At 63.5% G+C, this 20249-nt stretch carries 22 protein-coding genes; 9 read left to right on the forward strand and 13 right to left on the reverse strand.

Annotated elements, in window-relative coordinates; all coding sequences use genetic code 11:
* Positions 1 to 8: 8 nt before the first annotated feature.
* Positions 9 to 2084, reverse strand: coding sequence for an acetate--CoA ligase family protein (locus tag KFF05_11380; GenBank protein ID UTW50558.1), 2076 nt, complete (start codon positions 2082 to 2084; stop codon positions 9 to 11).
* Positions 2081 to 3238: an acyl-CoA dehydrogenase gene (locus tag KFF05_11385; GenBank protein ID UTW50559.1), complete on the reverse strand. Its 1158-nt coding sequence runs from the start codon at positions 3236 to 3238 to the stop codon at positions 2081 to 2083. The genes KFF05_11380 and KFF05_11385 overlap by 4 nt, the downstream gene beginning before the upstream one ends.
* A 499-nt stretch (positions 3239 to 3737) precedes the next feature.
* Here KFF05_11385 and ectA point away from each other — a divergent pair, with 499 nt between their 5' ends.
* The 3 genes from ectA to KFF05_11400 are packed head-to-tail and all read left to right on the forward strand — an operon-like array spanning position 3738 to position 6056.
* Complete coding sequence (ectA, locus tag KFF05_11390; GenBank protein UTW50560.1) at positions 3738 to 4346, forward strand: diaminobutyrate acetyltransferase; 609 nt, start codon at positions 3738 to 3740, stop codon at positions 4344 to 4346.
* Between the two features lie 13 nt (positions 4347 to 4359).
* A complete protein-coding gene (ectB, locus tag KFF05_11395) occupies positions 4360 to 5652 on the forward strand; it encodes a diaminobutyrate--2-oxoglutarate transaminase (protein ID UTW50561.1) in 1293 nt (430 codons plus the stop codon).
* 17 nt (positions 5653 to 5669) lie between these two features.
* The gene (locus KFF05_11400; GenBank protein UTW50562.1) at positions 5670 to 6056 is read left to right on the forward strand and encodes an ectoine synthase; all 387 of its coding nucleotides are present in this window, start codon (positions 5670 to 5672) and stop codon (positions 6054 to 6056) included.
* Positions 6057 to 6119: 63 nt separating this feature from the next.
* Here KFF05_11400 and KFF05_11405 read toward each other — a convergent pair whose 3' ends face one another.
* Genes KFF05_11405 through hemA form a run of 4 tightly spaced genes read right to left on the reverse strand, consistent with a single transcriptional unit; the run spans position 6120 to position 9430 of the window.
* The gene (locus KFF05_11405; GenBank protein ID UTW50563.1) at positions 6120 to 6602 is read right to left on the reverse strand and encodes a DM13 domain-containing protein; all 483 of its coding nucleotides are present in this window, start codon (positions 6600 to 6602) and stop codon (positions 6120 to 6122) included.
* 28 nt (positions 6603 to 6630) lie between these two features.
* Positions 6631 to 7413, reverse strand: coding sequence for a metallophosphoesterase (locus KFF05_11410; GenBank protein UTW50564.1), 783 nt, complete (start codon positions 7411 to 7413; stop codon positions 6631 to 6633).
* An 18-nt stretch (positions 7414 to 7431) separates the two neighbouring features.
* Positions 7432 to 8205, reverse strand: coding sequence for a creatininase family protein (locus KFF05_11415; GenBank protein ID UTW50565.1), 774 nt, complete (start codon positions 8203 to 8205; stop codon positions 7432 to 7434).
* A gap of 10 nt (positions 8206 to 8215) precedes the next feature.
* Positions 8216 to 9430, reverse strand: a complete 1215-nt coding sequence (hemA, locus tag KFF05_11420) for a 5-aminolevulinate synthase (protein UTW50566.1) — start codon at positions 9428 to 9430, stop codon at positions 8216 to 8218.
* Positions 9431 to 9744: 314 nt separating this feature from the next.
* Between hemA and KFF05_11425 the strand changes: the two genes are divergently transcribed.
* Both KFF05_11425 and rimO read left to right on the forward strand, forming a co-directional pair.
* Complete coding sequence (locus tag KFF05_11425) at positions 9745 to 11127, forward strand: sodium:proline symporter (protein ID UTW50567.1); 1383 nt, start codon at positions 9745 to 9747, stop codon at positions 11125 to 11127.
* Between the two features lie 116 nt (positions 11128 to 11243).
* Positions 11244 to 12569 (forward strand): 30S ribosomal protein S12 methylthiotransferase RimO, encoded by a 1326-nt coding sequence (rimO, locus tag KFF05_11430; GenBank protein ID UTW53683.1) that lies wholly within the window; start codon positions 11244 to 11246, stop codon positions 12567 to 12569.
* 12 nt (positions 12570 to 12581) lie between these two features.
* Here the strand turns inward: rimO and KFF05_11435 are convergent, their stop codons facing one another.
* Both KFF05_11435 and KFF05_11440 read right to left on the reverse strand, forming a co-directional pair.
* The gene (locus KFF05_11435; protein ID UTW50568.1) at positions 12582 to 12953 is read right to left on the reverse strand and encodes a hypothetical protein; all 372 of its coding nucleotides are present in this window, start codon (positions 12951 to 12953) and stop codon (positions 12582 to 12584) included.
* A gap of 155 nt (positions 12954 to 13108) precedes the next feature.
* The gene (locus KFF05_11440) at positions 13109 to 13516 is read right to left on the reverse strand and encodes a hypothetical protein (GenBank protein ID UTW50569.1); all 408 of its coding nucleotides are present in this window, start codon (positions 13514 to 13516) and stop codon (positions 13109 to 13111) included.
* Between the two features lie 159 nt (positions 13517 to 13675).
* On the opposite strand from KFF05_11440, the gene KFF05_11445 reads away from it, so the two are divergent.
* The 3 genes from KFF05_11445 to KFF05_11455 all read left to right on the forward strand — a co-directional run bounded on the left by KFF05_11445 (position 13676) and on the right by KFF05_11455 (position 15691).
* Positions 13676 to 14332, forward strand: a complete 657-nt coding sequence (locus KFF05_11445) for an MBL fold metallo-hydrolase (GenBank protein UTW50570.1) — start codon at positions 13676 to 13678, stop codon at positions 14330 to 14332.
* A gap of 19 nt (positions 14333 to 14351) precedes the next feature.
* A complete protein-coding gene (locus KFF05_11450; protein ID UTW50571.1) occupies positions 14352 to 15056 on the forward strand; it encodes a hypothetical protein in 705 nt (234 codons plus the stop codon).
* A gap of 206 nt (positions 15057 to 15262) precedes the next feature.
* Positions 15263 to 15691 carry a peptidylprolyl isomerase gene (locus KFF05_11455; protein UTW50572.1) on the forward strand — a complete coding sequence of 143 codons (429 nt, stop codon included), beginning with the start codon at positions 15263 to 15265 and terminating at the stop codon, positions 15689 to 15691.
* A 31-nt stretch (positions 15692 to 15722) separates the two neighbouring features.
* Here the strand turns inward: KFF05_11455 and KFF05_11460 are convergent, their stop codons facing one another.
* The 5 genes from KFF05_11460 to KFF05_11480 all read right to left on the reverse strand — a co-directional run bounded on the left by KFF05_11460 (position 15723) and on the right by KFF05_11480 (position 19209).
* A complete protein-coding gene (locus KFF05_11460; GenBank protein ID UTW50573.1) occupies positions 15723 to 16307 on the reverse strand; it encodes a YeeE/YedE family protein in 585 nt (194 codons plus the stop codon).
* A gap of 3 nt (positions 16308 to 16310) precedes the next feature.
* Positions 16311 to 16871, reverse strand: a complete 561-nt coding sequence (locus KFF05_11465) for a YeeE/YedE family protein (protein UTW50574.1) — start codon at positions 16869 to 16871, stop codon at positions 16311 to 16313.
* 57 nt (positions 16872 to 16928) lie between these two features.
* On the reverse strand, positions 16929 to 17138 hold the full coding sequence (locus KFF05_11470; protein ID UTW50575.1) for a DUF2892 domain-containing protein: 210 nt from the start codon (positions 17136 to 17138) through the stop codon (positions 16929 to 16931).
* A gap of 131 nt (positions 17139 to 17269) precedes the next feature.
* The gene (locus KFF05_11475) at positions 17270 to 17929 is read right to left on the reverse strand and encodes a Crp/Fnr family transcriptional regulator (GenBank protein ID UTW50576.1); all 660 of its coding nucleotides are present in this window, start codon (positions 17927 to 17929) and stop codon (positions 17270 to 17272) included.
* Positions 17926 to 19209, reverse strand: coding sequence for an MFS transporter (locus KFF05_11480; GenBank protein UTW50577.1), 1284 nt, complete (start codon positions 19207 to 19209; stop codon positions 17926 to 17928). Before KFF05_11480 ends, KFF05_11475 begins: the two co-directional genes overlap by 4 nt.
* A 131-nt stretch (positions 19210 to 19340) precedes the next feature.
* Between KFF05_11480 and KFF05_11485 the strand changes: the two genes are divergently transcribed.
* Positions 19341 to 20240, forward strand: a complete 900-nt coding sequence (locus tag KFF05_11485) for a histone deacetylase (protein ID UTW50578.1) — start codon at positions 19341 to 19343, stop codon at positions 20238 to 20240.
* Positions 20241 to 20249: the final 9 nt, after the last annotated feature.

The following is a 20249-nucleotide window of genomic DNA, read 5'->3' on the forward strand; positions in this document are numbered from 1 at the left end:
AGCCAGACTTAGCGGGATTTGAGCCGCAGCAGCGCGTCGACGGCGACCACGCCCTGCCCCTCGCCCCGCACCATCAAGGGATTGATCTCTGCCTCCAGAACCGGCGTCTCCAGAACCGCCAGATTGGACAGGGCCGCGACAGCCTTGGCCAAAGCCTTCAAGTCTCCCGCCGGCTTGCCCCGGAATCCCCGGATCGGCGCCAATCCCTTGACCTCCTGGATCATGGCCATGGCCTCGGCCTCGTCCACCGGGGCCGTGCGCACGGCGGCATCGTCATAGACCTCGGCCATCACCCCGCCGGGGCCGACCAGCACGATGGGTCCGGCTTCCTGGTCCAGGCGGTATCCGGCGATGACTTCACCGATCACGCCCTGGGCCATGGATTGGACCAGAATACCCTCGGCCTCCGGAACCTCGGCCAGCAATTGTTCGGCCGCGTCCCACACCCCTTCGGGCGCGTCGATGCCAAGGCGCACCAGGCCTCGCTCCGTCTTGTGTTGAATGTCGCGGGCCAGCACCTTGACCGCGACCGGGAACGGCACGGCGATGGGCTCTCCCGGGGACATGATGACCTGAGCCGGCGCAATGGGCAGGCCCAGGGCCTCGAACACCAAAGACGCCTCGCGCTCGTTCAGCAGCGCCGCCGGGGCGCGGGACGCCAAGGCGTCGGCGCGGTCCTTGGCATGGCTATCGACCGCAGGCAACGGGCGCGAGGCGGATCGGTTGAGAAAGGCCATGACCGCATCGGCGCAGGCTTCGGGCGTGCGGAAGTTGGCGATGCCTGCAGCCTGCAACAGGGCCAGGGACTTGTCCGCCTGGGGGGCGATGAAGGCGGCCACGGGTTTGCTTGAACCCGCCGCATGTTCGACGATGGGGGCGACGGCCAGTTCCGGCTTGAATTGACCGGAGGAGCCGACGACCGTGACCACGGCGTCGATCTCGTCCGCCGCCAGAAGCTGTTCCAGCGCCGCGCCGTAAACCCCTTCCCGCGTACCCGCCATGGTCAGATCGACCAGGGGCCCGCGGCCGATTTCCAGGCCATGGCTGCGCAGGGCTTCGCGCACACTGTCGGGTGCCGGCACCAGGGTGGCCCCCAGCAAGCCCAGGCGGTCGGCGACCGAAGCCGCCCCCCCGCCCGTGGTGGTGACCACGGCGACACGTTTTCCTTTCGCGGGCCGGTGGCCCAAGAACAAGGGTGGGGATTCCAGCAAGCCTTCCAGCATTTCGACCCGGGCAATGGCATGAGCCTTGAAATAAGCATCCGCCGCCTTGGCCGGACCGGCGATTGCGCCGGAATGGCTGAGCGCCAGTTCGCGCCCGGCGTCGGAGCGGCCGAGCTTGTAGGCGATCACCGGCTTGCCGGCTGCAAACGCGCGGCGCGAGGCGGCGGCCAGAACGTCCCCGTCGCGCACGGCTTCGATGAACAGCAGGATCGCCTTGGTCTCGGGATCATCGACCAGGAGATCGACCAGTTCGCCCACGCCCAGATCGCTTTCATTGCCGACGCCGATCATGCGGGCGAAGCTGATGCCGCGCGCCGCCCCCCGGCTCAATAACGTGCCCAGGATGGTGCCGCTCTGGGAGATCAGCGACAGGCCGCCCGGCTTGATGCCTTCCATTTCCAACACGGCATTGACGGAAAGCGTCAGCGAGGAGGCCGGATGGATGACGCCCATGGAATTGGGGCCGATCAGGCGCACACCGGCCTTGCGCGCCGCGGCGACCAGGCGTTCCTGCATCTTGCGGCCTTCGTCGCCCGTTTCGGCGAAGCCGTCGGAATAGATCGTTGCCACGGGCACGCCCTTGGCCCCGCAGTCGCGGATGGCGTCCTCGACATGCTTGGCCGGTACCATGACGAAAGCGTGGTCGACCGGGCCCGGCACGTCAGCGACGGACTTGAACGCGGGCACGCCCTGAACCTCGTCCCGGCCCGGGTTGATCGGATAGACGTCGCCGGTATAGCCGTGGGCTTTCAGAAACCGCTGCGGCCGGCCGGAGTTTTTCGTGGGGTCCGCCGAGGCGCCGATCAGGGCCACGGCCCGGGGCGTGAACAGGGCCCGGACCAGGGTCGCGTGGTCGCTCATTTGGCTTTTGGGGGACGCTGCGAGAACCGGGTGTCGAACACCCCTTCGGCGATGCGGTTCTTGAGGATTTCAATGGACCCGCCGGCGATCATCCAGCCCCGCGTGCGGCGGAAGCAATATTCGACGATCGAGTCCTGGCTATATCCCATGCCGCCCATGACCTGCAGCGCCTCCGACGAGATCCAATGCCCGGCCTCGTTGCAGAAGGCCTTGGCGATGGCCGTTTCCTGGGCCGAAGGAAAGCCGTTGTCGGCATTCACCGCCGCGCGGTACAGCAGCAGTTGCCCGGCGTCGAGCTTGATCTGCATTTCCGCGAACTTCCATTGCAGGCCCTGGAACTCGGCCAAGGGCCGGTCGAACTGCTTGCGGGTCTTGGCGTGTTCCTTCGCCGTCTCGAACGCCAGGCGGCCGAGGGCCAGCGAGCGCGCCGTGTTGCCGATGCGCTCCACGTTGAAGCCCGCGATCTGTTTCTTGAAGCCGCCTTCGCGCAGCAGGATGTTTTCCGGCGGCACATACAGGTCGGTGAAGAACATGGGCGCCCAATCGTCGCCGCCCAGGAACGGCGTCGGCTTGCCGAATTCCAGGCCCTCCGCGTCGCGCGGGATCAGCACCGATCCGATGCCGCCCACCCCCGGGCCAAAGCGCACGTAAACCAGAAACACGTCGGCCTCCGGCGAATGGCTGGTGAAGCATTTCTGGCCGTTGATGCGCAGCCCCTCGCCGTCCGGCGTCGCCGTGGTGCGCAGCTCGGTCACGGCGGACCCGGCGTCGGGCTCCGTCATGCCGACGGCGATCAGGGTTTCCCCCGCCAGCAGCGGCTTCAGATAACGTTCCTTCTGATCCGGCGTGCCATAGGCCGCCAGAACCCGGATCGCGCCGAAGCTGCCCGCCTGGATCACGTCGGCGGAGCGCGGACAATGCATCGCCACTTCTTGAATGGCGATGACCGCGTCCATCAGGCTGCCGCCTTGGCCGCCGTCCTCTTCCGCGATGGTGATGCCCAACAGGCCGTTTTCAGCCATGAGCTTTGCCACGTCACGCGGGTATTCCCCCGCATGCGCGCGTTCAAGGGCGCCCTCGGCCAGGTGATCCCGGGCGAAGGCGCCGACCGCGTCCTGGAACAGACGCTGTTCTTCGGTGAGTTCGAAATTCATGGCCGATTGTATACAATTCTGTTTTCAAGATTGGAAGCGTCGCTTTGCCCGTGGAAGGCACTTTACCCTGAAATCAGCAGAACCATTCGTCAGGCCCCGAATACAGCCGATTATAGCCGGAAACAGCGATTTAATAGATGCCGACGGCCCATGTCACGGGGCCGTCATTTGACATTTCCGATAAAATCAGTAGGGTTTGGCCCGATGTTTGAAAACGATTTCAGCACCCACAGTGATTGAGCTTATCGCTAAAAATGAGGTTAACGCCCTGCGCAAACAAGCCGCAGAGGCGCCTCAGTGCGTCCGCAGCACCGTTGCTCCAACCTGGGTGTTCATTGGCAAATACGCCATGCCGGATTCCGAACATCTGATCCCCTTCCAAGTCTAGTACCGAACACCAGCCGGCCCTTTGGGCCGGCAACCGAACCGGCGTGCCCACGTTCGTGAGCACGGTTCTTTTTGTACGTTCATATCGCCAGCAAAATAACAGGAAAAATTCATGCCCGACCAAGCACTGACACCGGAACCCTCGGATCCTTCAACTCGCAACGGCGGGGGCTCCCTTGCGCCATATCAGGCCAAAGTCGCCGCCACTGAAGCCCTGCTTGACGTCGATGGTGTTGGTATACGTGCGCCGTCCTTGGACGAGGGTGCGTTGATGTGGGAACTGGCGCGCGACGCGGACGGCTTGGACCTGAATTCCCCTTACGCATACATGATGGCGGGACGCCACTTCCAAAGCACCTGCGCGATTGCCGAGGTTTATGGAAAACCCGCCGGATTCGTCATGGCCCACCGCATTCCGTCGCGCCCGGATGTCCTGTTTGTCTGGCAAGTGGCCGTGTTGTCGGATTTTCGCGGCCTCGGCATCGCAAAACGGATGTTCGACAATCTGCTCGCGCGAGAAGAAAACGCAGGCGTGCGCACCATGGAAGCCACGGTGACCCCGTCAAACAAGGCCTCCGCCGCGCTGTTCGCGGCTTTCGCCAAAAGCCGTAATGCCGAATTGGACGTTCGCACCGGCTTCACCGCCGCCGATTTCCCCGATGGTCATGGTCACGAGGCGGAAGACCTCTACGTGATTGCCCCCATCTCTGACATTACCTAACGAGGATTATCCGATGAAAACCTTCGAAAAACATGAATCCAATGTCCGTGGCTATATTCGCAGTTTCCCCACGGTTTTCGCCAAGGCCAAGGACGCCAACCTGATTGCCAAGGACGGCACGCAATACATCGACTTTTTCGCCGGTGCCGGCGTGTTGAATTACGGCCATAACAATGCCGACCTCAAAGAGGCCGTCATGGATTACATGGCCGAAGACGGCATCCTGCACGGCCTTGATATGGGAACCGAAGCCAAGGAAACGTTCCTGAAGACCTTCCACGAGGTAATCTTGAAGCCGCGCGGGATGGACTACAAAATCCAGTTCCCCGGCCCCACCGGCACCAACGCGGTGGAAAGCGCACTTAAGCTTGCGCGCAAGGTCACGGGCCGCACCAACGTGGTGAGCTTCACCAATGCCTTTCACGGCATGACAGCGGGGGCGCTGGCCTTGACCGGCAACGCATCCAAGCGTGCGGGTGCGGGCGTGCCGCTGAACAACGTCACCACCATGCCTTTTGACGGCTATATGGGCAAAGACGTCGATACGCTCGATTACTTTGAAAAGACGTTGAAGGACGCAGGCAGCGGCATCGACAAGCCCGCCGCCGTAATCGTCGAAACAGTCCAGGGCGAAGGCGGCATCAACCTCGCCGGTTGGAAATGGCTGCGCAGGCTGCGCGCCATCTGTACCCAGCACGACATCTTGATGATCGTTGACGACATCCAGATGGGATGCGGGCGGACCGGTCCGTTCTTCAGCTTCGAGCCCGCGGCCGTCATGCCGGACCTGATCTGCCTGTCCAAGGCCATCAGCGGATTGGGCCTGCCGATGGCGCTGGTTCTGATCCGTCCGGACCTGGATATCTGGAAGCCAGGCGAACACAACGGTACGTTCCGGGGGAATAACCTGGCCTTCGTATCGGCGGCCAAGGCCCTCGATTACTGGCGTGACGGCGTGTTGGAAGAAGACGTCGCCATCAAAGGGCGGCGCATCCGCGAACGACTTTCCGAAATCGTCGATGCCCATCCGGAAGCCAACCTGCGCGTTCGCGGACGTGGGATGATCCAGGGGCTGGTCAGCGAAGACGAAGGCCTTGCCGTCGACATTTGCCAAGAAGCGTTTGAAAACGGCCTGGTGATGGAAACAGCCGGTGTTGACGATCAGGTCGCCAAGATCATGCCGCCGCTGACGATCGATGACCTTACCCTTGAAAAGGGGCTGCAAACGCTGGTTGAAGCCGCGGCACGTGTCATCAAAAAGCGTGCTACTGAAGACTCGACTGAAAACGCAACAGACGCGGCCTAAAGAAAGATCAATAAAACATGATTGTGAAGAAACTCGACGACGTGCTCGGCACCGAGCACGAAGTCAAAGGCGGCACTTGGACCAGCCGCCGCCTGATCCTGCGCGACGCCGGCATGGGCTTTTCCATGCATGACACCTTGATCCACGCCGGAACGGAAACGCTGATCTGGTACAAAAACCACCTGGAAGCCGTTTATTGCATTGAAGGCAAAGGCGAGATCGAGGTGCTGCCCGATGGCCCCACCTACCCCATCGAAGCAGGTACGCTCTACGCCCTCAACGGCAATGAAAAGCACTTACTGCGCGCCGAAGAAGAGATGCGCATGATCTGCACCTTCAACCCGCCCTTGACGGGCTTGGAGGTGCATGATGAGGACGGTGTATACCCAGCCCTTACCGAATGACGTCTCCTGCCCCAAGGGCTGTCATGGAATCAAAGCGGGGCTCCCCCGCCCGACCATGCGCCTCTAGAAACTCAACTTCGCCGGTGAGATCAAAACACCGAACTGTTCGCACCAAATGACCACATGGCCGTAAGCCTTGAGGTCCAGGCCCTTGGGGATGTTGAAGTTCTGGCTGCCTTTGAAGGCGCGGAGGCGGCCTAAGTCGACGAACATGGTCTTATCGATCTCGGTGTCCGGCGTCACCGTATCGAGGGGCACCAGATAGACGTGGTACTTGGGGCCGGGGCCGACCTCGAAATCCGGTTCCAGGCGCACGGCGCGGTGGTAGACCGTGACCCCGCCTTTTCCGTAGTGGATGGGATCGGACGGGTTGGCGTGAATGAACGTGCCCGTGGCGACCTTGGCGCTGACCGCGTCCGCGGGGGCCGCTTCCTGGGCCACGACATCGGCCAGGAAAATATAAGGGTAGGCGAAAATGCCGAGGGCGACCCCGGCGAAAACGCCTAAAAATCCGCCGGTGAAGAAGATGATGATCGCTTTTTTCATGGGACGTCCTCCGTTCGACTGACCCGGATCAGCCATTGTCCATGCTGTGGTCCTCGATGCCAAGCACTCCCGACGGGTCGACATCGACCAAGCGGAAGGGATGTGGCGCCGAACAGAAGGCCGGCGGCACGGAATAATGCACGCCCGTGTCCGACACCAGATGGCTGCCGGGGTGGTAATGGCCGGACAGCACCGCACGCACGCAGCCTGAGGCATTGATGCGGTCCCGGTATCCGTCCGCATCCGTGTAGTGATAGCGCCATTGCGCGAAGGTCGGCGGGTCGATCATGTAATGCTGCACATGGATCTGCGGCGGGCCGTCCGCGCCGTCGGCCAGCGCCGTTTCGAACAGGGTGCGGTTTTCGGCCCCGCGCACCGGCGCCCGGTCGCCGTTCAGATCATCGCGAAAACAGACAAAGCGCAGGCCCGCGACGTCGCGCAGCGGGGTCTGGTCGGCGAAGGCTGTGTCGAACAGTTCCGGCACGTCGTGGTTACCGGGCACGACGACAAAGGGCCGCCCGAGGTTTTCCAACAGATCGCGAAACAGGCGATAATCGGCGACCGAGGCCGCCGCCGTCTCCGCCCGCCAGTCCGGGTCCGCATTCGTGCCGTCGATGTATTCGTCCGGGATATCCAACAGGTCGCCCGAGATCACCACGACATCAGCGCCCAGGGCGTCGATCCGTCCGGCGAGGCGGCCGAGCACGGCGGGCATGTCGCGGGACAGGCGTTCCGGCCGGTTCGCCGTGCCCGCCAAGGCGTGGTGCAGGTGCAGATCTGTCAAATGGAGAATGCGGGTACGGTCCTGCATGATGCGGACCGGGTTGCGTCAGGCCGCGCCGACGAAGGTGTCGTAGCGCTGGCCGATCTCGTCGATGGCGGCGTTGTACAGGGCCTCCCCGGCTTCGATGGTGGCCTTCCTGGGGTCCGATCCGATACGCCCGTCGGGAAAGCGGCGGCGGTAGTCGTCGCAATCGAAGATCGGGCCGTCACCGGCACGGCCGGGGGTCATCTCGACCCCCTGCACGCGGGCGGCGTCCTTCTGGAATCCGAAATAGGTCAGCGAGACCTCGCCACAGGTCGCGTGGGCGCCGTCGTCGTCACCGAAGGTATCGGCGGAAATCTTCACCACGCTGTCGCAGTCGAACCAGTTGACCAGGGTGCAGCGCAAGGGCGGGCGGTTGTCCCCGGCCCGGCCCAGGGAATGCTCGGCATAGATTTCCGAGAACGCGGCGTTCAGGGTCGCGATGTTGCCGCCGTGGCCGTTGAGGAAAAAGAACCGTTCGAACCCGTGCTTGGCGAGCGAATTCACGATGTCCTGCACCATGGCGATCATGGTCGAGGGGCGCAACGTGACCGAGCCCGCGAAGCCCAAGTGGTGCTGCGCCATGCCGATGGACAGCGTCGGGGCGATCATCACGGGTTTGCCCGCCGCCTGCCGCTGTTCCGACAGGCCGTAGGCGAGGATTTCCGGACACAGCGCATCCGTTCCGATGAAGCCCGTGGGGCCGTGCTGTTCCGTCGAGCCGACGGGAATGATCACGCCCTTGGACTGGGTCAGATAGGTTTCGACCTCGGGCCAGGTGGAGAGTTGCAGGCGCATGATCGCGCCCCTACGCCGCGTTCTGTAGCTGCAGACGCATCCATACGTCCTTCAGCGCCGTGACCAGTTCGTCCATCACGTCGTCATCGTGGAACGGCGACGGCGTGATGCGCAGGCGCTCCGTCCCTACCGGCACGGTCGGATAGTTGATGGGCTGGATATAGACGCCGTATTCATCGAGCAGCATGTCCGTCGCCTGCTTGCAGCGCACGGCATCGCCCACCATCAGCGGCACGATATGGGTGACCGACGGCATGACCGGCAGGCCCGCCGCGGTCAGCAGGTCCTTCAGGCGCTGGGCCCGCTCCTGATGCTGCACACGCAGCTCGTTGGTCGCCCGCACGTGGCGGATCGAGGTGATGGCCCCCGCCACCAAGGGCGGCGGCAGGGTGGTGGTGAAGATGAAGCCGGGCGCAGCGCAGCGCACGGCATCAACCATGGCTTCGGAACCCGCAATATAGCCGCCCATCAGGCCGAAGGCCTTGGCCAGGGTGCCTTCGATCACCGTGATGCGGTCGGCCACGCCTTCGCGTTCGGAAATGCCGCCGCCGTTCTCGCCGTACAGGCCCACGGCATGGACTTCGTCGAGATAGGTCATGGCGCCGTACTTGTCGGCCAGATCGCAGATCTGCTTCATGGGCGAAATATCACCGTCCATGGAATAGACGCTTTCGAAGGCGATCAGCTTAGGTGCCGCCTTGGGCAGGGATTTGAGGATTTCTTCGAGATGCGCCATGTCGTTGTGGCGGTAGATCTTCTTGGCGCAGCCCGAATGGCGGATGCCGGCGATCATCGACGCGTGGTTCAAGGCGTCCGACACGATGATACAGTCGGGCATCAACTGGGCGATGGTCGAAATCGCCGCGTCGTTGGACACGTAGCCGGAGGTGAACAGCAGGGCCGCTTCCTTGCCGTGCAGGTCGGCCAGTTCCTTTTCCAGTTCGGCATGCAGATAAGTCGTGCCGGCGATGTTGCGGGTGCCGCCCGAACCGACGCCCATGCGCGCCCCTGCTTCCGACAAGGCGGCCAGGACGTCCTGGTTCTGGCCCTGCCCCAAATAGTCGTTGGAACACCAGACGACGACGTCCGAGGTCGTGCCGTCGGGATGGTGGCGGGTCGCGTGGGGGAAGTTACCAGCCTGGCGCTCCAGGTGCGCGAAGACGCGGTAGCGGCCCTCGCCCTTCACCTTGTCGACGGCGTCCTGGAATACCTTTTCATAGTTCATCGTGCGTTCTCCTGCGCACCGCCTTGCCGGCGGGCGAATGCAATCCGGCCCGGAATACCTTTGATTCCGCGCACTTTTAGGCGGTTTCAGGGCAACCGTCCTTGACTGATGTCAATATTGTAAGACGCGGAACAGACAAAGGGAATTCCCGATAACACCGATATTTTTTTCACGACGTGGGTCCGCTGCATCCCCGGCGGCGGATCCAGGGCTGTCCGGCGCACACGAAGCCCTCAAGAAAACGTGCGTTCTCCGGCCCCGCCGCTTCGGTTATGGATTAGAACAACATTGATCAGCCGGAGCCCCCTCCCTCCATGACATCCTTCCTTATCGGCGCCATCGCCGTGGTTGCCATCGCCAGCTATTTTCTGTCGCCCAAGGTGCGCACCGCCGAGGGCTTCTTCCGTGGCGCCAATGACGACGGCAGCGCTCCCGGCCTGCTGACCCTGACCTTGTCTCAAGTCACGACCTGGATTTTCGCGCGCTCCCTGATGAACGCGGCGATCCTGGGGTTTTATTACGGGATCGCGGGGGCCCTTGCCTATGCGGCCTATTACCTGAGCTTCCTGACTGGCGGCGTGATCGTCAACCGCATCCGCTTCCACCACGGGGCGGGCAGCGTACAGGAATTCCTGACGGACCATTACGGCGTCATGGGCCGCTGGACCTACAATCTGGTGGTCGGGGTGCGACTGCTGAGCGAAGTATTCGCCAACCTACTGGTCATCGGCATCATCTTCGGCGCGGCGGGCACGACCGGCTACACGCTCGCCATCGTCGGCATCGCCGTACTGACCTTGGGCTATTCCATGATGGGTGGCCTGCGCGCGGCGCTGCGCACGGACGTGATGCAGACGGCCCTGCTCTATGTCGGGTTGGCGGTTTTGCTGACCCTGACCGTGACGCGGCCGGAATTCGACCTGCCCGCCATCGTCGGCTCCAGCCCCGACGCGGGCGGCCCCGGTTGGGTCCTGCTGTCCGTCGCCTTGTTGCAGATTTGGAGCTATCCCCTCCACGATCCGGTGATGATGGACCGCGGCTTCTTGGCCGACCGGGCGACGACCCGCAAAAGCTTCCTCCACGCGGCCTGGATTTCCATCGCCGGCATCCTGGTGTTCGGCGTCATCGGCGTCTATGCGGGCCTGAACAAGGGCGAGGGCGAGGCCATGGTGGCCGTCCTGACCCGATTGCTGGGCGCGCCGGCCATGCTGGTGTTCAACCTGGCGCTGGTGGTCTCGGCGGTTTCGACCCTTGATTCAACCTTCGCCAGCGCGTCCAAGCTGGTCGTCGCCGACATGCGGGTGATGGCGCCCTCCGTGCGCAACGGGCGGCTGGCTATGGCCGGGTTCCTTCTGGGCGGGCTGGGGTTCCTGTTCCTCGGCAACAAGGACCTGTTCGCCGCCGTCGCCGTATCGGGCACGGCGTCCATGTTCCTGGCCCCTGTGGTGCTGTTCAACGTCATGGGCGGCCTGCGGATCCAGGCCTGGGCCTACGGTTTCGCCTTTGCCTTGGCCATCGCCGGGGGTGCCCTTTACATGCTGGAAGCGGGTGGCCATGTGGCGCTGATCGAACCCCTGTTCGGGCTGGGGCACAAATACACCAAGCTGCTGGTGATCTGCGCCACGGTGCTGGCGGGCGGATGCGGGGCCTTTGCCCTGTCCCTGGCGGTTGCGGGCCGGCGCCGGGCGGCAACCTGAGCCCTTAAAATTTCCAGACAGGAACCGCGTTTTGGGATAATAGAGGCGCCATGAGCACCTCCCCATCGAACGCCGTGGGCAAAACCGCCGCCAAACCGCGCCGGAAGCCGCCCGCAATGGCCGCCCCCAAGGTCGGTCTGGTCAGCCTTGGGTGTCCCAAGGCGTTGGTCGATTCCGAACGCATCATGACGCGCCTGCGCGCCGAGGGCTACGACCTGGTCGACAGCTACGACGGCGCCGATCTGGTGATCGTCAATACCTGCGCGTTCCTGGAAACGGCCCGCGACGAATCCCTGGAAGCCATCGGCGAGGCCATGGCGGAAAACGGCAAGGTCGTGGTCACCGGCTGCCTCGGCGTGCATGAAAACCTGATCCGGGAAATCCATCCGGGCGTGCTCGCCGTGACCGGCCCGCACCAATATGAATCGGTGATGACCGCCGTCCATCAGGCCCTGCCCCCGGCCCATGATCCCTACGTGGACCTGCTGCCGCCCGAGGGCATCAAGCTGACGCCCCGCCACTATGCCTATCTGAAGATTTCCGAAGGCTGCAACAACAAGTGCACCTTCTGCATCATCCCGAGCCTGCGCGGCCCCCTGACCAGCCGTCCCATCAGCGACGTGCTGAAGGAGGCCGAGGGTTTGGCCGAAGCCGGCGTCAAGGAACTGCTGGTGATCTCACAGGACACCAGTGCCTACGGCATCGACACCAAGTTCCCCCGCCAGGAATGGCGCGGCCGCGAATATCGCACTCGGTTTCTCGACCTCTGTCAGGGCCTGGCGGAACTGGGTTTGTGGACCCGGCTTCACTACGTCTATCCTTACCCTCATGTCGATGAGGTCATCCCCATGATGGCCGAGGGCAAGATCCTGCCCTATCTGGACATCCCGTTTCAGCACGCCAGCCCCAACGTTCTCAAGGCCATGCGCCGTCCCGCTCATCAGGAACAGACGCTGGAGCGCATCAAGGGTTGGCGCCGCGACTGTCCGGACCTTGTCCTGCGCTCGACCTTCATCGTCGGCTTTCCCGGCGAGACCGAGGACGATTTCGACTTCCTGCTCGACTGGCTGCAGGAGGCCGAGCTCGACCGCGTCGGCTGCTTCAAATACGAAAACGTCGCGGGGGCACGCGCCCAGGCGCTCGGCGATCATCTGGACGAGGATGAAAAGCAGGACCGCTGGGAGCGCCTGATGGAGGTTCAGCAGGACATCAGCGCCAAGCGTCTTGCGCGGCTGGTCGGGCGCGATCTGGACGTGCTGATCGACGAAGCCGGCGACGCGGGCGGCCCGGCCGTCGGGCGCTGTTACGCGGACGCGCCGGAAATCGACGGCGCCGTGCGCGTTTCGGGTGGGAAGAACCTGCGCCCGGGCGACCTGGTCAAGGTCCGGATCACGGGCGCGGATGAATACGACCTGACCGGCGACGTGACGTCCCGGGGCTAACCGCGCTGCGGACTATCCGTTCGACGCCCGGCGGTGACGCGGGGCGTTGGGATCGTGGGCATTGCGGGTGTCCATACGATCCAGGATTTCGCGCATCAGGCCGACGCACTCCTTAAGTTCCTTGATATCCTGACGCATGGTGCGGATCGCCGTTTCCTGGTCTTCGGCGTTCTGCGACATGATCTGGCGCAGGGTCGTCATCCGCTGGTCCTGCTGCTGCAGAGCCACGGCCAGTTTGACTTCGTTATCCGCAAGTTTCTGATTAACCAGAGCCTGGAGGCGCTTGGCCACCTCGGCCGAGGTCAGCAAGGCGACGACGCCGATAATCACCGCGATTCCGGCAGCTATGGTCGCCAAATCGGCGAAAGACGAGGCTTCACCCATTCCATCACCCCGAACATTTATCTTCCACGCCTGATTTTATGACGGCGGGATAGATCGTTACGGCCATTCTGGCCCCGAACCCGGCCGTTTAAGAGCCAGGCGTGCACCACGTAACCCGCTGCCGGGACAAGGCAACGGATTAGCGTCCACACATATTAGTCCGCGAAAGGCGATGCTGAAACAAAACTTTCTTTAGGCTTCACTTTTGCCGTGAATCCGCGTTCCTCGTCCGTCGGAATGACCCGGCGCACGTTGCGCACATCATCGAGGGTATCGCTGAAGGCGTTCAAACGTTGGCGCAGATCATCCGCCCCCGCGGACGTGGCCTTGAACCGCTCCTCCATCTCGCTCAGGGCATCCCCCAGGACACGGCGCTGTCGTTTCAATTCGCGGTCCTGCTTGTCGAGACTTTTGAGAAGTTCCAGTTCGGATTGTTCGAACCGGGCGTCGATCAACGCCGTCACCCTTCGGGACATTTCCGTGGAAACCATCAACGCGATGACCCCGAATACGATACCGGCGGCGCCCAGGATTATGCCCAAATAGGCCGTCATGCCGCTCATGTTTATCACCCTTTCAATATGCAGGCCGCCCAGGGTTGTTGTAGGGTCTGTGCCGGCATATGCATGCTTCACCGGTCTGAATTTTATCCAGTTTTCAGCCCTGGCCGCTGTGATCGACCTCACTTGGTTAAATTAATTAAATAAATTCAATAGGTTAATATGAGAGCCGCCGTCATTCCCGTCACCCCGTTGCAGCAGAATTGTTCCCTGGTATGGTGCGAAAACACCCTGAAGGCGGCCTTGGTCGATCCCGGCGGCGAGATCGATCGCCTGAAGGACGCCGTGGACGAAGCAGGCGTGACGCTGGAGAAGATTCTCGTCACCCATGGCCATCTCGACCATGCGGGCGCCGTTGCCGACCTGGCCGAGGAATTCGGCCTGCCCATCGAAGGACCGCATCCCGAGGACAAGTTCTGGATCGACCAATTGCCGACCCAGGGCCGGGAATACGGGTTCGGTGAATTGCGGGCCTTCACGCCCGACCGCTGGCTGGACCAGGGCGACACCTGCACGGTCGGCGAGCAGACCTTCGACGTGCTGCATTGCCCGGGGCACACACCCGGCCATGTCGTGTTCTTTCATGCGGGCGAGCGCGTCGCCTTCGTCGGTGACGTATTGTTCCAAGGCTCTATCGGTCGTTCCGACTTTCCGCGGGGCGATTTCGACACCCTGATCAAGTCCATCCGCGAAAACCTGTTCCCCCTTGGCGACGACGTCACTTTCGTGCCCGGCCATGGGTCGCTGTCGACCTTCGGACATGAACGGGAAAGCAACCCCTACGTCGCCGACCGCCTGTTCGCGCGGAACACGGGCTGAGCCCGAGAGATCGGCTGATATGAAGCACATCCTGCTGCTGGCCGACGCCGACGAACTGCCGGGCCTGACGCGGATATTCTGGGACGCCGCACCTGACGCACGCATCCAGGGCGTCAGCAGCCGCGACGAACTGGAACAGGCCACGGCGACCCCCGCCGCCGACCTGCGCCTGATCGCCTTCTGCACGGACGTGATCGTGCCCGAGGCGGTGCTGGGCCGCCTGCCCGGCCCGGCCTACAACGTCCATCCCGGCCCGCCCTGGGTGCGCGGGATCTATCCTTCGGTATTCGCCTTGTATGAAGGGTTGGACCGCTTCGGGGCGACCCTGCACGAACTGACCATGGAAATCGACAAGGGCCCCATCGTCGCCGTGGACGAGGCCGCCATTACGCCCGCCATGGACCGCCTGGCCCTGGAAACCCTGGCCCGCGATCTGGTCACGGAATTACTTACACGCATGGCCAAAGATCTGTTGACGGTCGACGCCCCCCTGCCCCATCTCGATGCTGAGTGGTCGGGGCCCGCCTGGTCGAAGAAGGATTTCGACGCCCTTTGCCGCCTGCCCGACGGCATCGACGAGGCCGAGTTCCGCCGCCGCCTGCGCGCCGTCGGGGAAGGCCCCAACCATGCGCTCTATTTCGAGACATTCGGGCGCCGCTTCTCCCTGGCGCCACCGGCCCGGATCGGCCCCGTGGTCAAAGGCGGCCGCCCCGTCGCCCCCTGACCCCCTTCAACCCACGGAAATTCCTTTCAATTGTTGGTCCTTTTTCCTGGGTTAAGGGTTTCCCTCTTGGGCCTCCCCTTGTACCCTTCCGCGGATTCTTCAATTGGTCCGCTCTGAGTACGCGTGGCTTGTCCACCGTCGTCTCGAAGTCTCGTTGCTTGGTGACGTTCTGTTGAAGCCGATGACAACGAAAAGGAAGCGAACAGATGAAGCAAGCAGCGACCGGGGATACCCTGCGTGTCCACTACACGGGAACCCTGGATGACGGCACGACCTTCGACACCTCGAAAGACCGCGCCCCCATGGAAGTCACTTTGGGCGGCGGGCAGATCCTTCCCGGGGTAGAGGCTGCCTTGGCCGGCATGGCTGAGGGCGATACGAAAAAAGTCACCCTGGAACCCGACGACGCCTTCGGCGACCACAACCCGGACCTGGTCCAAACCGTGGCGCGCGGCACCATTCCGGCGGAAATTCCGTTGGAAGTCGGCGCCGTCCTGGAAGCGACAAACGAGACCGGAAATCCAATGCACTTGGTCGTGCTCGAATTCAACGACGAGGACGTGACGCTGGACGCCAACCATCCCCTGGCGGGCAAAGCGTTGACGTTCGAGCTGACCCTGGTCGAATTCGCCTAATCCAAATCTGCCGCCTTCGGGAGCCCCCGCGTCAGTCCGCCTGCGGCGGGCCGGCGCGCAGGCGCCCGGGCAGAAGTGCCGCAACGGCGATGAAGAAGGCCCCCAAGGCAAGACCGATCCATTCGCCGGGGATACTGTCCAGCACGGCCGGATAGTTGGTGCCGGAAAGCGGCCCCAGGGTCGCTTTTCCGCCCAACACGTTGTCCAGCACACCGGTCGATTTGACCCAGGCGTAGGTCGCCATGTAGGCACCCGCACCGAACAGTCCGCCAAGGACGAAGACAACCCCGTCCCACCGGCCCGTGGCAGCGGCGGCAAGACCGGTACCGGGACAATACCCGGATACGGCGAAGCCAAGCCCCAGTAACAGACCGCCGATGAACACGCCCCAATAGGCATCCTTGACGTCAAGGTGTCCGGGATCGACAAAGCCCAAAATCAGTCCAACGTAAAGCAGGACCGAGGCCGTACCGATGGCCAGGAAGATGGTCTTCATCAAGTGCAGATTTCTGAGCCGCAGCATGCCGATGATGAAGTTCGGGTTGGTCGCGCCGATACGATCAAGCACGAAACCGAAGGCACCGCCGATAACGATGGCGAGGATCAGGGTGGTCATGGTTCAGCCCTCCTTCCGGTAGGTCAGGATCGCCGCCGGTAAGGCAGCCAGGAACACACCGGCGGTGAAGATGTAGGCCGACATGGCAGTCTGCATCATGCCGCTCATCATATGGCCGGAGGTACATCCGCCGGCCATGCGCGCGCCGTACAACACGATGAACCCGGCGGCGAAGACGGCAACCTGGCGTTTCCAGGCCGCATCGCCGAAGTTGGCCCGCCAGATGGCCGGTGCCACGCGTTCCTCACGAGACACGCCGCCCCGCAGCAGCGCCGACAGCGCCGCCCCACCCATCACCGCGAGCACGAACACGAAGCTGTAGTTCCAGGGATTGGCCACGTTCTTGGCGTACTTGCCGCCCGATTTATTCAGATAGGCGTTGGGGCTGGCATAGCCGCTTTTGGCGTCCTTGGACGCAACCACGGCGGTGTCATCGACAGCATCCCACAGGATGCCGTCGAAGATCACGAACTGGGTCGAAACGCCGACAGGCTTGACCAGCAAGACGGCCGCAAAGAACACGGCACCCAGCAGGATGCCGCCGGTTTTCCAGGATAAAATCATCCCGCAATCCTCCGTACGATGGGTAAAAGGCCCCACTATGGGTAAGAAGACGTGGCCTTAGGGCGCCTTCTTGACCGGGCAGGATGAAATCCCGAACAGGGAATAGGCCGGGCAGGTCGAAAACAGGCCGGTCGCCAAGGGCACGACGCCGATCAAGGTCCATACGCGCCAGGGCTCTTCCGGAAACAGGAAAAACAGGGCAAGCAGGGCGACGCCCGCAACGATCCGCAACAGGCGATCAATACCGCCGACATTTTTCTTGAACATGAACGGAACTCCTTCTCGTTCGAATGGCATGAAATCAAGCTTACGCTCCGCACGGAACGCCGCATTGACCCCAGTTAATCAGAACAAAGGGAATTCGTCGGTGACTTGGTCACATAGGCCGCAAGCGGCGCTCAGGTCAGCAACGCCGCCAGCCCCGTGCGGTTGACAACCTGGATCGTGCCCCGGTCGAGCGAAACCAGCCCCTTCTTGGACAGGATTTCGAGCCGCCGCGAGATCACCTCCCGCACGGAGCCGATCGCCGTCGCCAGTTCCTGATGAGTAGCACGAACCAGGCCGCTGTCATCGGCACGCTCCAACAGGGCGGCGGCCAGGCGTGCTTCGATCCGGATGAACGCGACCCGCTCCAGCACCTGCATGACCGATTGCAGACGCTTTGCGAAGGCCTGGAAAACAAAGGTGCGGAAGGCTTCGGACGTTCCCAGAAGGCTCAGGAACAGGGACCTGGGAATCATGACCGCTTCGACGTCCGTTTCGGCGACCGCTTCGGCGGAATAGTCGTCCTCGCCCAACAGGCCCAATGTGCTCTGCACACAGGATTCGCCCGGGGTGATGCTGTACAGCAGGATTTCGCGCCCGGTGGCACCCGTCAGGTAGACGTCAACCCGGCCGCCGATCAGCACCCCGAAACAGGTCACCTCGTCCCCGGGACGAAACATCACGTGGCCCTTGGGGATGGTTATCGGGTGGATGGCCTCCAGCTGTCGGCGCGTATCCGCATCCAGGCCGCCCAGTCCCGGCGCACGGTCAACCCAATGGGGCGCGGCAGTCATTTCATATCTTCCTTGGTCGGCGCCGTATCGTCTGCTGGGCGCAATCCATTCACCGTCCGGTCGCCCGGTAGGTCGCGGGGACGCAGATACAGGAACGCGGCGATGCCCAGCGGCGTGATGATGGCCAGATGCCCGAATGCCAGCACCCAGCCGGTGACCCCGCTGCCGCCCGCGAGATCAAGCACGATGCCGAACACCAACGGCCCGAAGAACCCGCCGATGTAGCCGATCGTCGAATGCACGGCCAGGGTGGCCCCCCGGCGGCTTGGCTCGGCGCTACCCGAGGTGCCGGCCGTGAGGGCCGAGGAATCGGCATAGACCGCGATGTTGTACATAAGGCAGAGGGCGACCGCGAGACCATAGCCCACGGCCGCCGCCCAACCGATGCTGAGGGCGAACACCATGGCCACCGCCATCACCGCCATGACCACCCGCTGGCGGCCGAAGCGGATGCACATCTCGTTGCCGCCGACGCTCGACCAGGTGCCCAGCACGCCCATGACGAAGGCGATGGAGGTCGGGGCGATCAGCCCCTCGCCGCCGCCCCAGGCCGCCGCCGTGAAGGTCAGGAACGTCACCCCCCAGGAGCGCAGGGTGAACAACTCCCAACAATGAACGCCGTAACCGATGGAATAGGCCAAGGCCGAGCGGTTGCGCAGCACCGGGCGAAAATCGAACAGAGCCGGGCGGGCCGATACGGAGCCCCCGGCAGAGGCCGGCTTCGCAGGCTGGCCAGGCACGGCGAAGGCCATGATCAGGAATGCCGCCACGGTGCACAGGCTGGCCCCGCCGAACACCCAGGGCCAAGGCGCGAAGCTGGAGATCGTGCCCGCGAACAGAAACGACAGGGCCCCGCTGAACCCGACCCCGGCGGCATGCCAGGACACACCCCGAGTCTGGGCTGTCCCCTCCAGCCGGTCGGACAGTACCTTGAGCCCCGGCATGTAGCAGCCGGCCCAGGCCATCCCGGCAAGGGCGCGCAGAATAAGCGCCGACCAGAAACCGTCGGCCAGGAAGGCATAGCCCAGATGGGTCAGCGTCGTCAGGGTGACGCAGGCCAGATAGAGGCGCCGGGGATCGATGCGGTCGGTCAGGCTGACCAGGATCGGCACGGCGCAGACATAGGCCGCCGCCCACATACCCGTCAGCCAGCCGGCCTCCGTATTGGTCAGGTTCCATTCGGTGATGAAGATGGGCAGCAGCGCCGGCACCGTATAGGCCCCGATCTGCGCCAAAAGCTGCGCCATGAAGACAGCGAAGATAAGCCGGGTCGCCGACATCGCGTGGTCCTTGGTCTCTGCGTCGGGGTCGCCGGGTGGTCGGCCGTGACGGAATAATTAGTGGTAGAATGTCTTTCTCACCGCGTCAAAGCGGTTTCTCGCCGCGACCCCGGCGGCTAGACTCCGGCGCCATGCGCTTTTTCACCTCCGACCGCTTTGTCATTCCCCTGCCCGACGGCCACAGCTTTCCGGGGCGGAAATACATTCTGCTGCGCGAACACTTGATCCGCGAAGGCATTTTGGCAGCAGACAGCATCCTCCCCTCGCCCCTGGCCGAGGCCGACGACATCGCCCGCGCCCATGACGCCGATTACATGGCGGCGGTGCGTGACGGCCACCTGGACGCCCAGGCGCAGCGCCGCATCGGCCTGCCGTGGAGCCGCAACCTGGTCGACCGCGTGACCGCGACCATGGGCGGTGCCGTGGCGGCGGCGGAAGCGGCCTTGGAATTCGGCCTGTCGGGCCAGCTTGCCGGCGGCACCCATCACGCCCATCGCGGTTTCGGCGCGGGCTACTGCATTTTCAACGATTTCGCGATCGCGGCGCTGAAGATCCTGGCCGAGGGATGGGCCGCGCGGGTCGCCATCATCGACCTGGACGTGCATCAGGGCGACGGCAACGCCGCCATCCTGACCGGCCATCCCGACGTCTTTGTGTTTTCCGTGCAGGGGGAAAAGAACTTCCCCCATCACCGCGTGGCGTCGGACCTGGATGTGGACCTGCCCGACGGCACGGAGGACGCGGCCTATCTTAGGGCCCTCGCTGAGCACCTGCCCGCCGTGTTCGATTTCCGCCCGGACCTGGTGCTCTATCAGGCCGGCGTCGATCCCTTGGCCGAAGATCGGCTCGGTCGCCTCGCCCTGACGCTCGACGGACTCGCCAAGCGCGACCGCCTGGTGCTTACGGAATGCCGTTCGCGCGGCATTCCCGTTTCACTGGGATTGGGCGGCGGCTACGCAAACCCCATCGACCTGTCGGTCCAGGCCTACGTCAATACCTACGCCGTGGCGAAGGATGTCTATCGATTCTAAAGGGGGGAC

It is taken from the genome of bacterium SCSIO 12827, assembly GCA_024397995.1.
In the GTDB taxonomy this organism is placed as follows: domain Bacteria; phylum Pseudomonadota; class Alphaproteobacteria; order Rhodospirillales; family Casp-alpha2; genus UBA1479.

Bases quoted from the DNA above. Each gene is read 5' to 3' on its own strand.
- KFF05_11485 (UTW50578.1), top strand. From the start codon at position 19,341: ATGCGCTTTTTCACCTCCGACCGCTTTGTCATTCCCCTGCCCGACGGC.
- ectB (UTW50561.1), top strand. From the start codon at position 4,360: ATGAAAACCTTCGAAAAACATGAATCCAATGTCCGTGGCTATATTCGC.
- KFF05_11440 (UTW50569.1), bottom strand. From the start codon at position 13,516: ATGAGCGGCATGACGGCCTATTTGGGCATAATCCTGGGCGCCGCCGGT.
- KFF05_11435 (UTW50568.1), bottom strand. From the start codon at position 12,953: ATGGGTGAAGCCTCGTCTTTCGCCGATTTGGCGACCATAGCTGCCGGA.
- KFF05_11465 (UTW50574.1), bottom strand. From the start codon at position 16,871: ATGATTTTATCCTGGAAAACCGGCGGCATCCTGCTGGGTGCCGTGTTC.
- KFF05_11450 (UTW50571.1), top strand. From the start codon at position 14,352: ATGAAGCACATCCTGCTGCTGGCCGACGCCGACGAACTGCCGGGCCTG.
- KFF05_11455 (UTW50572.1), top strand. From the start codon at position 15,263: ATGAAGCAAGCAGCGACCGGGGATACCCTGCGTGTCCACTACACGGGA.
- KFF05_11425 (UTW50567.1), top strand. From the start codon at position 9,745: ATGACATCCTTCCTTATCGGCGCCATCGCCGTGGTTGCCATCGCCAGC.
- KFF05_11405 (UTW50563.1), bottom strand. From the start codon at position 6,602: ATGAAAAAAGCGATCATCATCTTCTTCACCGGCGGATTTTTAGGCGTT.
- KFF05_11445 (UTW50570.1), top strand. From the start codon at position 13,676: ATGAGAGCCGCCGTCATTCCCGTCACCCCGTTGCAGCAGAATTGTTCC.
- KFF05_11410 (UTW50564.1), bottom strand. From the start codon at position 7,413: ATGCAGGACCGTACCCGCATTCTCCATTTGACAGATCTGCACCTGCAC.
- KFF05_11380 (UTW50558.1), bottom strand. From the start codon at position 2,084: ATGAGCGACCACGCGACCCTGGTCCGGGCCCTGTTCACGCCCCGGGCC.
- KFF05_11480 (UTW50577.1), bottom strand. From the start codon at position 19,209: ATGTCGGCGACCCGGCTTATCTTCGCTGTCTTCATGGCGCAGCTTTTG.
- KFF05_11415 (UTW50565.1), bottom strand. From the start codon at position 8,205: ATGCGCCTGCAACTCTCCACCTGGCCCGAGGTCGAAACCTATCTGACC.
- KFF05_11400 (UTW50562.1), top strand. From the start codon at position 5,670: ATGATTGTGAAGAAACTCGACGACGTGCTCGGCACCGAGCACGAAGTC.
- KFF05_11475 (UTW50576.1), bottom strand. From the start codon at position 17,929: ATGACTGCCGCGCCCCATTGGGTTGACCGTGCGCCGGGACTGGGCGGC.
- KFF05_11385 (UTW50559.1), bottom strand. From the start codon at position 3,238: ATGAATTTCGAACTCACCGAAGAACAGCGTCTGTTCCAGGACGCGGTC.
- KFF05_11470 (UTW50575.1), bottom strand. From the start codon at position 17,138: ATGTTCAAGAAAAATGTCGGCGGTATTGATCGCCTGTTGCGGATCGTT.
- hemA (UTW50566.1), bottom strand. From the start codon at position 9,430: ATGAACTATGAAAAGGTATTCCAGGACGCCGTCGACAAGGTGAAGGGC.
- KFF05_11460 (UTW50573.1), bottom strand. From the start codon at position 16,307: ATGACCACCCTGATCCTCGCCATCGTTATCGGCGGTGCCTTCGGTTTC.
- rimO (UTW53683.1), top strand. From the start codon at position 11,244: ATGGCCGCCCCCAAGGTCGGTCTGGTCAGCCTTGGGTGTCCCAAGGCG.
- ectA (UTW50560.1), top strand. From the start codon at position 3,738: ATGCCCGACCAAGCACTGACACCGGAACCCTCGGATCCTTCAACTCGC.